This window comes from Arthrobacter sp. NPDC055138 (genome assembly GCF_053607305.1).
Genome location: NZ_JBSGTH010000008.1, coordinates 25,005 through 38,549, shown reverse-complemented (window position 1 = coordinate 38,549; position 13,545 = coordinate 25,005). Strand labels below are relative to the sequence as shown.

10 protein-coding genes and 1 tRNA gene are annotated in these 13,545 nt (G+C 65.1%); 3 read left to right on the top strand and 8 right to left on the bottom strand.

The annotated features are described in order from the left end of the window. Positions 1–228: 228 nt before the first annotated feature. Positions 229–1,665, bottom strand: coding sequence for an NADP-dependent phosphogluconate dehydrogenase (gene gndA, locus ACWF5H_RS17585; RefSeq protein ID WP_452038469.1), 1,437 nt, complete (start codon positions 1,663–1,665; stop codon positions 229–231). Between the two features lie 128 nt (positions 1,666–1,793). Beyond that, on the bottom strand, positions 1,794–1,937 hold the full coding sequence (locus ACWF5H_RS17580; RefSeq protein WP_452038468.1) for a hypothetical protein: 144 nt from the start codon (positions 1,935–1,937) through the stop codon (positions 1,794–1,796). An 850-nt stretch (positions 1,938–2,787) separates the two neighbouring features. Between ACWF5H_RS17580 and ACWF5H_RS17575 the strand changes: the two genes are divergently transcribed. After that, positions 2,788–3,030: a hypothetical protein gene (locus ACWF5H_RS17575; RefSeq protein WP_452038467.1), complete on the top strand. Its 243-nt coding sequence runs from the start codon at positions 2,788–2,790 to the stop codon at positions 3,028–3,030. 684 nt (positions 3,031–3,714) lie between these two features. Here ACWF5H_RS17575 and ACWF5H_RS17570 read toward each other — a convergent pair. From ACWF5H_RS17570 to ACWF5H_RS17545, 6 genes are all read right to left on the bottom strand, one after another. Beyond that, positions 3,715–4,860 (bottom strand): SPFH domain-containing protein, encoded by a 1,146-nt coding sequence (locus tag ACWF5H_RS17570; RefSeq protein WP_452038466.1) that lies wholly within the window; start codon positions 4,858–4,860, stop codon positions 3,715–3,717. A gap of 23 nt (positions 4,861–4,883) precedes the next feature. Next, entirely contained in the window at positions 4,884–5,459 is a 576-nt protein-coding gene (locus ACWF5H_RS17565; protein WP_452038465.1) for a hypothetical protein, read from the bottom strand. Between the two features lie 1,249 nt (positions 5,460–6,708). Next, positions 6,709–6,781: transfer RNA gene (locus ACWF5H_RS17560), tRNA-Val, on the bottom strand. A gap of 239 nt (positions 6,782–7,020) precedes the next feature. Then, positions 7,021–7,854, bottom strand: a complete 834-nt coding sequence (locus tag ACWF5H_RS17555; protein WP_452038464.1) for an NAD-dependent protein deacetylase — start codon at positions 7,852–7,854, stop codon at positions 7,021–7,023. Between the two features lie 5 nt (positions 7,855–7,859). Beyond that, positions 7,860–8,324, bottom strand: a complete 465-nt coding sequence (locus ACWF5H_RS17550; RefSeq protein ID WP_452038463.1) for a peroxiredoxin — start codon at positions 8,322–8,324, stop codon at positions 7,860–7,862. Then, entirely contained in the window at positions 8,321–8,743 is a 423-nt protein-coding gene (locus ACWF5H_RS17545; protein WP_452038461.1) for a DUF3052 domain-containing protein, read from the bottom strand. Before ACWF5H_RS17545 ends, ACWF5H_RS17550 begins: the two co-directional genes overlap by 4 nt. 418 nt (positions 8,744–9,161) lie before the next feature. Here ACWF5H_RS17545 and aceE point away from each other — a divergent pair, with 418 nt between their 5' ends. Next, positions 9,162–11,903 (top strand): pyruvate dehydrogenase (acetyl-transferring), homodimeric type, encoded by a 2,742-nt coding sequence (aceE, locus tag ACWF5H_RS17540; RefSeq protein ID WP_364650571.1) that lies wholly within the window; start codon positions 9,162–9,164, stop codon positions 11,901–11,903. Positions 11,904–12,031: 128 nt separating this feature from the next. After that, positions 12,032–13,441: a PucR family transcriptional regulator gene (locus ACWF5H_RS17535; RefSeq protein ID WP_452038459.1), complete on the top strand. Its 1,410-nt coding sequence runs from the start codon at positions 12,032–12,034 to the stop codon at positions 13,439–13,441. The last annotated feature ends 104 nt before the right edge of the window (positions 13,442–13,545 follow it).

Sequence of the window (13,545 nt, the reverse complement as noted above, 5' to 3'; positions counted from 1 at the left end):
AAAATCGGTCCGGACTTTGCCCAAAACCCGAATGCCCCGCAGCTGCTTAAGCAGTTACGGGGCATTCGTGCGTCAGGATCTCCACGCGGTTGCAGAGCAACCTTGGTCGATCACCGGCAAGGGGGCAAGCTTGGTCGATCACCGATATTGGGGCGACCTTGGTCGATCACCGCTGAGGGCGGCCTTGGTCGATCACCGGGTCAGCGACTTTGGAGGGTCACCGCGTGATTAGTGGGTGTCGACGGCTTCTACTTCGGACTTGTTGCCGCTCCAGAGGGTGTGGAAGGTGCCTTCGGCGTCGGTGCGGCCGTAGGTGTGGGCGCCGAACAGGTCGCGGAGGCCCTGGGTGAGGGCGGCGGGCAGGCGCTTGCGGCGCAGGCCGTCGTAGTAGGCCAGCGAGGAGGAGAAGACCGGGACGGGGATGCCCAGCTGGACGGCGGTGGCCACCACGCGGCGCCAGGCCGGGACGGCGGCACCGATGGCCTCGGCGAAGGCCGGGGCGAAGAGCAGGTTCTCCGGCTTGGAGTTGCCGGCGTAGGCCTTCATGATGTCGTCCAACAGCTCGGCGCGGATGATGCAACCGGCGCGCCAGAGCGAGGCGATTTCGTCCAGCTTCAGCTCCCAGCCGTACTCGCCGGCGGCGGAACCGAGCATGTCGATGCCCTGGGCGTAGCTGACCAGCTTCGAGGCGAACAGCGCCTGGCGCACGTCCTCGACGAAGCTCTGCGGTACCGTGACGTCCTCTTCGTGACCGGTGAGGACGTCCTGGGCGATGGCGCGCTGGCCTCGCTGCGAAGACAGGCCGCGGGCGAAGACGGATTCGGCGATGCCGGACACCGGCGAGCCGAGCTCCAGCGCCGAGACGACGGTCCAGCGGCCGGTGCCCTTCTGGCCGGCGGAGTCCACGACGACGTCGACGAACGGCTTTCCGGTCTTGGCGTCGGTATGGGCCAGCACCTCTGCGGTGATTTCGATCAGGAAGGACGAGAGCTCGGTCTTGTTCCACGCGGTGAAAATCTCGGCCTGCTGCTGCGGCTCCAGGCCGGCGCCGGTGCGAAGCAGGTCGTAGGCCTCGCCGATGACCTGCATGTCCGCATATTCGATGCCGTTGTGCACCATCTTCACGAAGTGGCCCGCACCGTCGGTGCCGATCCAGCGGCAGCAGGGCTCGCCGTCGTACTTGGCGGAGATTTTTTCCAGCATGGGGCCGAGCGAATCATAGGACTGGCGGGAGCCGCCGGGCATGATGGACGGGCCGAGCAGCGCGCCCTCCTCGCCGCCGGAGACGCCGATGCCCACGAAATGCAGGCCCTTCTCAGCCAGGGAAGCTTCGCGGCGGCGGGTGTCCTCGTAGTGCGAGTTGCCGGCGTCGATGACGATGTCGCCCTCTTCCAGCAGCGGGACCAGCTGCTCGATCACCGAATCCACCGGCTTGCCGGCCTTGACCATGATGAGCACGCGCCGCGGCTTCTGCAGGTTGTCCACCAGCTCCTGCAGCGATTCGGTGCGGATGAACTCGCCCTCGCCTCCGTGCGCCTGCAGCAGCGCGTCCGTCTTTGCCACCGAGCGGTTGTGCAGGGCGACCGTGTAGCCGTTGCGGGCGAAGTTCCGTGCCAGGTTGGCACCCATGACGGCCAGACCTGTCACACCGATGTGTGCGCTCATTGAATCTCCAAGTGTGGGCGGTCCCCGCGGGCAGGGACGTCAGCGAACAGCCCGAGCGGGCCGAGGTTCCTCAACAAGCCTAGTCGCGACCGGCCGCACCGGCTAAGCGGGCAGGCGTTACCTTGCGCTCATTCGCCTGATGCGGCGGAGGGGCGGAAGCGCAGCCAGACGTCAATGGCGTCATCGGCGGCAGCCTCCTCGGCGTGAGACCCGGGGGCGGCAGCGGCGCCAAGGCTATCCTCGTCCGCTTCGACGTCGAGCGGCTTGGCCAAAGGGGCCTCTGGGCTGATCCCATTGCCCTGCGTTGTCGTGAGCAGTGCGCTTTCCTCGATCAGGTCCCGCCGCGTCATCTGCCCCGGGGCCGGCGCGGTCCACGGCCAGCGGTGGGTGCCGCTATAGGCGCAGCGTCTGGATGTGACAGTGCGCGTGTGGATGAAAGTGTGGCCTGCTCCGCGGCAGAATCTATCCAAGGTTGCCCCCAACGAAAACCAGCATGACCGGTACAGCTTTACAGACAGTCGGGCGGTTGTGGAGGGTTCGCAAGCTCCGTTGCTTAACCGTTATTGCACGACGCAGCGTCGGCTCAGCCTTGGCTCAGGGTATGCCCAAAACAAGCCTTCGGCCGGCTATCCGGGAGCGCAAAGAGCCCCTGTAGGGCGCCTCCTTCGCGCGGAATTGCACCCTTCGGAAGACACGTTGGGAAGTTCAATGATTGTGGTTGAGAAATGCCCATCGCCATGGCAGACTAGCCCGAGGCGGTTGCCTTTTGAACGCCTTGGAGCCCCCATCTCCAAGTGCTGCGGCACCGATCCCCTGGCAGTCCCGTTGATCCCCCATCTAACGGCTGCCCGAAAGGCACTGTCCCTCCCCGGGACAGTGCCTTTCCCTTTTAAACCATGCCGTCCCGGGCCAGCCAGCGGCGCGCAGTAGGCCGCGATTGCCCTTTCATCCCCAGCCGCCGCCTGCCCGCCTGCAAGGACCTGCCCGCCTGCCCGCCTGCCCGCCTGCCCGCCTGCCCGCCTGCGAGGATATGGGCCTTTGCCTCGACATAACGTGCCGGAAATGCCATTGCAACGAGGAGCCTGCACGATGGGGAAGAACGCTCGTTCCAAGGAGGATGCCATGTCAGATGAGCAGCAGCGTGACCAGGATCTTGACGGCAGCCCGGTGTGGCTGGCCGATCTTTCCCATTTCCGTCGAGGAGACCAAGTGGAAGCCGGGCAAAACGACGTGGTCTATTACCGTGGCCGCGTGGAGGATTCGGCCGCGGGGCTCGGCGTGGTCTGGATTCGCGAGAGCGGATGCAGCCGCCGTCGGATGCTTCACACAGACGAATACTTCATCCGGCACATCCCACAGCATTGAAGAACGGCCCCGCCCCTCCCCCACAGAGGGCGGGGCTGTTACCTCATCGCTCCGGGTCGCGCTACCCCCATGTAGCCGTTGCCGGGAGATAAACGCTACCTCGGAACCGGGAGCGCGCGGCTAAAGATCTGCTCAGGATTCAACGTTCCGGCGTTCGGTGTCCGCGCGTGCGTGGACCTGGGGCTGGCGGGGAAACGAAGAACCCCGTGCTTTCCGTGCAGTCTCGACTGGAAAACCCGGGGTTGCAGGTGGATTCCTTTGAACAATACGGGAACAGGCGACAGCGCGTAGAGCGACTTGCTTCCGCGTGGATTAATGGGTCCGTCGGTGCGGTCGGGCCTGCTGACGGACTGGATGGTCCTCTCCCTAGCGCATCGGCAGAGCCAAGGAGAAGACCTCGAACAGGGCTGACCGACGAGGAAGTGGACGCCATGCGAACAGACCGCGCGAACGACGTCAACGTGACCGCGATCGCCCGGCGGTTTGGGATTCACCGGGGCATGGTCTGGGCGAAGACGAAGTGAATTCGTATACGAGCAACGCCGCCCGTGTGAAGTACGGCCCCTTCTCGCACTTTGAACCAAACATCGGACGTTGGCCCGATGAGGAAGGCTATCTCCTGCTCCACCGCCAGTGCCTACGACTGCCGTAAGTAGCTTCGCGCACTTATTTCTGAAAGGGGTCTCAAAGGCCCATGACTTCCTTTTTCTTCGCCTCGAACTCATCCTGAGACAGAATGCCCACGTCGACGAGATCCTTCAGCTTCTTGACTGCCTCGATCTGCTCGTCCAAGGACAAACTCGGCCCATGGGAACTAGGAGCAACGAACGGAGCTGCCGGTGCAGCCGTCAGCGGGTTAATTGCCTGGGCAAGGTTCATACCGAACAGCATCCCGCCACCATCGCCGAGGCCGTGATCCTGAATGCCCTGCGCAACCTTCTGCTGCGCTCCGATGTTCGAAGCCTGCTGAGAGATGCCCTCGTACGCCGAGAGGTTCATCTTGTTCGCGGAATACTGCTTGACCAGTTCTCGCGACTCGGGCGAGAACTCGATGCTCTCGATACCGACCTGAACCACGTCGAGTCCGTACCGCGTGATCCAGGAGCCAAGCGCAGAGTTGTCGTCAGCGATAAGTTCAGCGATAGCCCCAGCCTGCGAGGGTAGTTCGGAGATGCGATGCGTTACCGAAAGCGAGTTGACCGCGACGAGGAAAGCCTGCATAAACTCGGAGGAGATCTGCTGGCGAGCCTCAGCACTGTCGAATGCATAGTAGCGCGCGTTCGCGGGGAGGAAGTTCCGAACGAACGCGACGGCATCGACGACGCGAAGGGAGAACGTGCCGAATGCCAGGAGTTCCAGGTCAGCTCCATAGAACCTGTCATGGTAGACCATCGGCCCGCGTGTGCCGAACTTGAGTCCGCGAATCTCGCGCAGGTTGACGAAAGCGAGATACTTCTGATCCGAGGTCTGCCCGCCGTAGCCGAAGCGGTCGACGGCTTGCCCCACAATCGAGGCGGTGAAACCCTCCCCGCTGAAGATGCTCGGCTCTCCCGCCCAATACTCGTATCCGCCCGCTTGTGTGACAACATCCTCAATACCCGCCTGACTGAAGATGAAAGCTGCGGTGTTCTCAGGGACGAAGATCTTCGAGCCATTGGAGATGACGTCAGCCGAACCCTTGAAGTTCGCGCCGCGCCCGTTATTGGTCTGCTGATAGACGCCCGGAGCGACCACCGTGTACTCGGTGAAGTGTCCGGCGGTGATGATGTCCTTCCACTGATCCGCGAAAGTCCCGCCAAGAGCGCCGGTGAATGCCTGAATGATTCCCACTGGTGATTCCTCCTATCCAACGATCACAGTTGCTGCGCTGAGCCGCAGTATTCGCAGGTGACTGCCTGACCCTGGAAGCCAGCCACCGGGGCCCCGCAACCACGGCACTTTCCGGCGACCTTAACGGGAGCCTCCGACTTGGAGCCAAGCTTGGACTTAAAGACGCCGAGCGTGTCCTTCAAGACGCCAGCCACCATCTCTGCGCCGGGGAGAGCCATACCCGAGCCTTGCTGCACAGACACTTCCTCACCTGTGACGGCATAGTTGATCTTGGAGATCCACTCGTTGAGCTTCCTCTTACCACCCGATTGGAAGGCAAACTTCTCTTGTCCATTCAGGAAGTAGACCTCCAACAGGTCTGAACCGTTTGTGGCCTTACCGATGACGGCCTGCGCCTGCTGGTTGTGGACCTTGATCTGGTTCACCGGGAACGTCAGGACGCCCTTCGAGTTGCCGAACATGCCCTTCCTGAGCAGCACAAGGTTCAGGTTGGTGAGCATCAACTCATCCGTGTATGCCGACAAGAAGCCGCCGTGCATGACGCGCTCATCCTTGAGTAGCACCACTTCATTCGGCTGTAAGTTGTACTTTGCTGCCACTATTTCTCTGTCCTATCTGCACCGTCGCGGAGTCCAATGCAACTCACTCGGTCCTGGTCTTGTGAGCAGCGGTACTGCACCATTGAAGAGCCGCACCGTTGCATCGCTCTCATCGACAGTGGGTGCGTCATCTCGACGATTCGGTCGGTTTGCTCGTGATCCGTTGGCTTCGGCACTTTGGGCATTGACCCGGTACACCGAAACCTGCGCGCGACACCCAGTGGTGCCCGCAGTCGAGGCAGTCTGCGATGTAGGTCTGGGGTGGTTTAGGCGGACGGCCCACGACATTCCTCCTCCCGAGGCCCATTTTCATACATAGTATGTCACTGAACTGCTCCTCCTCCTTGCCCAACGGTGAGCCGGACCCCCTGCTGGCCAACTCCAGATTGGCGCGCAGATTCTCACAAGGGTTACTGACCGTCAGGCCCCCTCCCGCTGAAGAGCACCGACCTGAGCGTCTTCACGCACGGGCGGACAACCTCCAGCGACCGGAGGTGACCGCCGAGTTTCGTCTACCGAACCTCTCCTATCCGAGCGGCCACGCATCTTGCAGATCACGGACCGGACTAGTCTGTATGCGATTGACGGCGCGCCTGTTGGCGGGATACCTATGCCGAAGAAACCCCGGGGACACGAGAGACACGGCGGGGATGATTGAGAAGCGACGTGGGCCGGGGCGTCCAGCATATGGCTCTGCGCAGAAGCTAGTCGCGGCGTCGCGTGCGCGTTGTTGGCCGAGCGAGGTTCGAGGCGACGAGCCCGCAGATGTTCCAGCAACGCGCGGGAGTCGACAAGTGCAGTACGGGCCGGGATCAGGAGTTCGCCGATCTCACTGCGAATCGAGCACGACTGGAAGCCGAAAGCGACAAACTGCTGGCCGCGCGCTTCACAGACGCCATCGATCTACAGACGTTGAAGCGGCACCAAGACCGCATCCACGCTGGGCTCGCCGACATCGTGCACCGCCTTGCCCAGCACGACGAACAGCAGACCGGTGGTCGCGCGTTCCTCCACGACTCCCTGCGATTACTCTCCAACGCCCACCGCGCCTACACACACTCCGACGACGGGAACTGGCGGCTGGCGAACCAGGCGTTCTACACGAGGTTGGAGATGACCGACGACGAGGAACTACGCCCGAGCCTGGCACCGTTCGCAACCATCGTGAGCGAAGCGACCTCACGCAACAACGTCAAACGGGAACACTCCACATCTTCCGATGTCGCGTGTTCCCGCACGACACTTTGGGTGGGTCCTACCGGGATCGAACCGATGACATCCACGGTGTAAACGTGGCGCTCTACCAGCTGAGCTAAAGACCCGTTGTAATGTCGAAAGCGGGACCGCGGAGCGTTATCCGCCGCAACATCACGAGGATTTACTCTACCGGATAAATGGCCGTGAACGCCAACTAAACTTCCGTGGCAATAAACACGATAGGACGATAAACCTGACTGGCTGCTCAGGTGCGCCACGACACACTCTTGAGGCACCACCGTCGTCCGTTTCGGGAGGGGCGCGGGCGGGCTGTTGTGGCGGTCCAGGCAACCTGGAGAGCGGTTCAGGCGGGCTGCTGGAGCCTGCCGGGCAGCTCCGCGGCCAGGTAGCCCAGCGCCTCGGAGACGCCGGTTTCCAGCTTCGCGTCGGCCAGATCATCGCCGCGGGTGGCGCCGCGGTTGATGATGACCACCGGCTTGCCCGTTTTGGCGGCGTGGCGGACAAAGCGCAGGCCGCTCATCACGGTCAGCGAGGATCCGGCCACCAGCAGCGCATCGCCGTGGTCCACCATCGCATAGGCGGCCGCCACCCGGTCTTTGGGCACGTTTTCGCCGAAGTAGACGAAGTCCGGTTTGAGCATGCCACCGCAGACCAGGCAGTCCGCCACCACGAAGTGGGCCGTGTGAGCGACGTCTGCGTCGGCATCCGGGGCCACGTCGCCGGCGTCCCCGGTGGCGGCGTAGGCGGGGTTGAGCTCCTCCAGCCGGCGCGCCAGCAAGGAGCGGGTGGTGACGTCGCCGCAGTTCAGGCAGATGACCTGGTCAAAGCGGCCGTGCAGGTCGATCACCTTCACGCTGCCGGCGTCTTCGTGCAGCCGGTCCACGTTCTGCGTGATCAGGCCGCCCACCACGCCGTTGCTTTCCATCGCGGCCAGCGCGTAGTGGCCGGGGTTGGGGGCGGCGTGGTGCATGTGCCGCCAGCCCACGTGATTGCGCGCCCAATAGCGGCGGCGAAGTTCCTCGTCGCCGACGAACTGCTGGTAGGTCATCGGGGTGCGCGGCACCGAGGTGGGGCCGCGGTAGTCCGGAATGCCGGAATCGGTGCTGAGGCCGGCGCCGGTCAGGACGGCCAGACGGCGTCCGGCCAGTAACTCGAGCGCCGGCGCCAGCACCTCCATGGCGGCTAGAGCTCTTTCAGGACGCGGTGGTATTCCTGGATGTCGCGGGCCTGACCGCGCGGATTGCGGATTTCGTGCCGCAGGATGCCCTCGGCGTCGATGATGAAGGTGCCGCGCAGGGCCATGCCGGATTCCTCGTCGAACACGCCGTAGGCCTTGGCCACCTCGCCGTGCGGCCAGAAGTCGGCCAGCAGGTCGAACTCGTAGCCTTCCTGCTCGGCGAAGGCACGCAGCGCGAACTTGTGGTCCACCGAGACCGCAACCACGCGGGCGTTCTCGCTGCGGAACGCGGCCAGGTCGTCGCGCAGTTCGCACAGCTCGCCGGTGCAGATCCCGGAAAACGCGAAGGGGTAGAACACCACCACCACGTTGCCCCCGCGCAGCACGGACAGCCGGATGGGTTCGCCGAACTGGTTGACCAGTTCGAAATCGGGCGCGGGCCGGCCCACTTGCGGTGCTGCCGCGCTCACTTGTTGGTCCGCTTGCTGACCAGTCGGTTCGCGGACCAGTCGCTGGACACACCGGCTGAGGTGGTCACGTGCAGGCCGGCGGTCGGTGCCGCTTCCTGGACATCCGATGCCGGTACGTAGCCGTCGCGGCCCGACTTCGGCGTCAACAGCCACACCACGCCGGCCGGCGCGAGCGTGGTCTGCGCATCGACCAGCGTGTCCACCAGGTCGCCGTCGCCGTCGCGCCACCACAGGATTGCCGCGTCCACTACGTCGTGGTCGTCCTCGGTGAGCAGCTCGGAGCCGGTGAGGTCCTCGATGTCGTCGCGCAGATCGAAGTCCACGTCCTCGTCGTAGCCGAATTCCTGGATCAGGTCTCCGTCTTTGAAACCCAAATTGCCTGCCACGTTCTCTACCGCGGCGGCTTCGGCCTCGCCCACTGTGCTCCTCCTGTTTAAAGCGTATTGATCCGCCCACCGGTCAACGGCGAGCGTGTTGCTAGTTACAAGCCAACACCCTAATCGCCATCGCTTCAAGCCACCCGCAAGACGGTGCGGAATTTTGTCACGGCGCGTCCCTCTTTTAAAGGGAGACAGGACAACTACGACGGCGGAGCGCCCGGCTTTGGCGCGGCGGCGCGGCTACCCTGCGCCGGACCTTGGGAAGTGCGCTGCGGAGGCGGCCGACGGCGGTGCCCGCGCGCCGTCGTCGTAATAACTGGCATGCGGGGCTTCGGCTGCGCTGTAATGCGGTGAACAGTTAGAGTGGCAGTGAAGAATATCCTCCCGGCCGGACCTTGCGCCGGGTCGCTATGCCACGTAAAGCGCAGACACAATCTGCACGTATGAGAGGTTGGACGTGAGCGCAGGAGAAGATACCTCGCACATCCTGAGCGGGCTGACAAGCCAGCTGTCGGATCGCGATCCCGATGAAACCGCCGAATGGATTGAGTCCTTCGACGACCTGGTGGATTCCCGGGGCACCGAACGGGCCCAGTACATTGTCCGCTCCCTCCTGCAGCGCGCAGGTGCGCAGAGCGTTGGCGTGCCGATGGTCACCACCACCGACTATGTGAATACCATCCCGGTGGACCAGGAACCGGAATTCCCCGGCGATGAGGAAGTCGAGCGCCGCTACCGCGCGTGGATGCGCTGGAACGCTGCCATGCTGGTGCACCGCGCCCAGCGCCCCGACATCGGCGTGGGCGGGCACATCTCCACCTACGCCGGCGCAGCCACTCTCTACGAAGTGGGCTACAACCACTTCTTCCGTGGCAAGGACCACCCCGGCGGCGGCGACCAGGTCTTCTTCCAAGGCCACGCCTCCCCTGGCATGTACGCCCGCGCGTTCATGGAAGGCCGGCTGACCGAGGAGGACCTGGACGGCTTCCGGCAGGAGAAGTCCCGCGAGGGCCACGCCCTGCCGTCCTACCCGCACCCGCGGTCCATGCCCGAGTTCTGGGAATTCCCCACCGTCTCGATGGGCATCGGCCCGGCCAACGCCATTTACCAGGCGCAGCTGAACCGCTACGTGCACAACCGCGGCATCAAGGACACCTCGGACCAGCATGTCTGGGCGTTCCTGGGCGACGGCGAGATGGACGAGGCGGAGTCGCGCGGCTTCCTGCAGCTGGCAGCCAACGAAAAGCTGGACAACCTCACCTTCGTGATCAACTGCAACCTGCAGCGCCTGGACGGACCGGTGCGCGGCAACGGCAAGATCATGCAGGAACTGGAGGCCTTCTTCCGCGGCGCCGGCTGGCACGTGATCAAGGTGACCTGGGGCCGAGAGTGGGACGCGCTGCTGGATAAGGACCGCGACGGCGCGCTGGTGGACATCATGAACTCCACCCTCGACGGCGACTACCAGACCTACAAGGCCGAGTCCGGCGGGTTCGTCCGCGAGCACTTCTTCGGCAAGACTCCGCAGACCAAGGAAATGGTTGCGGACATGACCGACGAGCAGATCTGGAACCTCAAGCGCGGCGGCCACGACTACCACAAGGTCTACGCCGCCTACCGCGCCGCCACCGAGTTCAAGGGCAAGCCCACCGTGGTCCTGGCCCAGACGGTCAAGGGCTACGGCCTGGGCACGCACTTCGAGGGCCGCAACGCGACCCACCAGATGAAGAAGCTGACCCTGCAGGACTTGAAGGACTTCCGCGACCACCTGCGCATACCGATCAGCGACGAGCAGCTCGAAGCCGATCCGTACCGGCCGCCGTACTACCACCCGGGCGCCGACGCACCGGAGATCAAGTACCTGATGGAACGCCGAGCCGCCCTGGGCGGGTCCGTTCCGGAACGCCGGACCGAGCACAAGCAACTGCACCTGCCCGACGACAAGGCCTACGAAGTGGCCAAGCGCGGCTCCGGCAAGCAGCAGGCCGCCACCACCATGGCGTTCGTCCGGCTGCTCAAGGACCTCATGCGGGACAAGGAATTCGGTGCCCGCGTGGTGCCGATCATCCCGGACGAAGCCCGGACCTTCGGCATGGACTCGTTCTTCCCGACCGCCAAGATCTACAACCCCAAGGGCCAGAACTACCTGTCCGTGGACCGCGACCTGGTCCTGGCGTACAAGGAGTCCCCGCAGGGCCAGATCCTGCACACCGGCATCAACGAATCCGGCTCCGTGGCCGCCTTCACCGCCGTCGGGTCTTCCTACGCCACCCACGGCGAGGCCCTGGTGCCGATCTACATCTTCTACTCGATGTTCGGCTTCCAGCGCACCGGCGACTTCTTCTGGGCCGCCGCCGACCAGATGGCACGCGGCTTCGTGATCGGTGCCACCGCGGGCCGGACCACGCTGACCGGCGAAGGCCTGCAGCACGCCGACGGGCAGTCCCCGATTCTGGCCTCGACAAATCCGGCCGTGGTCACCTACGACCCGGCGTACGGCTACGAGATCGGGCACATCATGCGGGCCGGCTTGGAGCGCATGTACGGCGGGAACCATCCCGATCCCAACGTGATGTACTACCTGACCGTGTACAACGAGCCGATCGTGCAGCCCGCGGAACCCGAGGAACTGGACGTCGAGGGAGTAGTCAAGGGCATCTACCTGCTGGCTCCGGCCAAGATCGACGGGCCGCGCACCCAGCTGCTGGCCTCCGGTGTGGCCGTGCCGTGGGCGCTGGAAGCCCAGCAGCTGCTCGCCGAGGACTGGGGCGTCTCCGCCGACGTCTGGTCCGTGACCAGCTGGAACGAGCTGCGCCGCGACGGCCTGGCCGCCGAGGAAGATGCCTTCCTGAACCCCGGTTCGGAGCCGCGCAAGCCGTTCGTCGCCCAGCAGCTTGAAGGTGCCACCGGCCCGATCGTGGCGGTCAGCGACTACATGGCGGCGGTGCCGGACCAGATCCGGCAGTACCTGCCGAACGAGTTCGCCACCCTCGGCGCCGACGGCTTCGGGTTCTCCGACACCCGTGCCGCTGCCCGGCGCTTCTTCAAGATCGACAGCCACTCGATTGTGGTCCGGGCGCTGCAGATGCTGGCCCGTCGCGGCGAGGTCGACGCGAGTGTGCCCAAGGATGCGTTCGAGAAGTACCGGCTGATGGACGTCAACGCCGGCACCTCGGGCAACGCCGGAGGCGACTCCTAAACCCGGCAACAGCGCCACTATCCAGGCGGCGGACCCGGCCTTTCACGGCCGGGCCCGCCGCCTGTTTTAGTAGGAACCACACAAAAGACCGAATGGAGCTTGCACCGGCGAGTGCGTATGCTCATTGCATGCCCCAAGCCCGCACCGACACCGCCAAAGCTGCCGCGCAGCCTCCTGCGCAGCCCGCCTCGGCGGCCGCGGCTGCAGCCGGGCAGCAAGCCGATGATGCCGCGGCGGAGGCCGCTGCCGAGTCCGTTGCCGGGTCCCCTGCAGAGGCCGCCGGGAAGAAGCCGGCGTCGACCCCGGCCCCCGCGCGCCGCCGCGCCGCCGCAGGGCGGAAGGCCGACCGCGCGGCCACCGGCAACCCCGAGACCCTGGAGCGGCTGCGGTCCAAAATCGGCGCCCTAGCAACCGCCACGCTGAAGCGGCTGGACTCTGACCTGCCCTGGTACCGCGGGCTGCGGCCGGATGAACGGTCCGCGCTGGGCCTGGTGGCGCAGAAGGGCATCGCGTCCTTCGTCACCTGGTACGAACGCCCCACCTCCCCCGCCTGGGTAATGAACGACGTGTTCGGCACCGCCCCCACCGAGCTGACCCGCTCCATCAGCCTGCAGCGCGCCCTGCAGCTGATCCGCGTGGTGGTCGAAGCGGTGGAGGACGAAGTCCCGGACCTGGCCGGCGGCAGCGACGAGGCCCAGCTGCGCGAAGCCGTGCTCCGCTACTCGCGCGAGGTGGCCTTCGCCGCCGCGGACGTTTATGCCCGCGCCGCCGAGACCCGCGGCTCGTGGGACACCCGGCTGGAGGCGCTGGTGGTGGATGCGATCCTGCGCGGCGAAAGCTCCGATGCGCTGCGCTCCCGGATTGCCGCGGTCGGCTGGAAGACCACCGGCCCCATCACGGTGATGGTGGGCGGCTCCCCCGGCGAGCCGGGGCCCAGCTTCGTGACCGAACTGCGCCGCGCCAGCTCCCGCTATGCCGCGGACACGCTGGTGGGCATCCAGGGCGACCGGCTGATCCTGGTGCTAGGCGGGGTGACGGACCAGGACACCGCGTTCGTCCGGCTGGCCGACCTCTTCGGCCCCGGCCCGGTGGTCTACGGACCGGAGGCCCGCTCGCTGGTGGACGCCAGCAGCTCGGCGCAAGCCGCATTCGCCGGCCTCAGCGCCGCGAAGGCCTGGCCCGCCGCGCCGCGGCCGGTGGCGGCCAACGACCTGTGGCCCGAGCGGGTGATGTCCGGCGACGATATTGCCCGCCGGGACCTCTACAAGTACATCTACGTTCCGCTGGTCAACGCCGGCAACGGGCTGGTGGAAACGCTCTCCAGCTACCTGTCCCTGGGGCATTCGCTGGAAGCCACCGCGCGCGAACTGTTTGTCCACGCCAACACCGTGCGCTACCGGCTCCGGCGGGTCTGCGACGTGACCGGCTGGGACCCGCTGCTGCCGCGGGAGGCCTTTGTGCTCCAGACCGCGCTCGGCGTGGGCCGCCTGATTGCTCCGGCGAGGAGCCCGAAGGACCGCACCTCCTCCCGGCAGTAGCCTGCGGCAATCGACACTACCTTGTAGACTTCCTACAAAGCGGTCCGGCGAGCTTCGTGTGCCGAAACACCGTGGAAACCATCTCCTCTTTGGAAAGCTTGAAT

Coding starts and splice junctions, on each gene's coding strand:
- gndA (WP_452038469.1), bottom strand. CDS start 1,665: ATGAGCGCACACATCGGTGTGACAGGTCTGGCCGTCATGGGTGCCAAC.
- ACWF5H_RS17575 (WP_452038467.1), top strand. CDS start 2,788: ATGTCAGATGAGCAGCAGCGTGACCAGGATCTTGACGGCAGCCCGGTG.
- ACWF5H_RS17555 (WP_452038464.1), bottom strand. CDS start 7,854: ATGGAGGTGCTGGCGCCGGCGCTCGAGTTACTGGCCGGACGCCGTCTG.
- ACWF5H_RS17535 (WP_452038459.1), top strand. CDS start 12,032: ATGCCCCAAGCCCGCACCGACACCGCCAAAGCTGCCGCGCAGCCTCCT.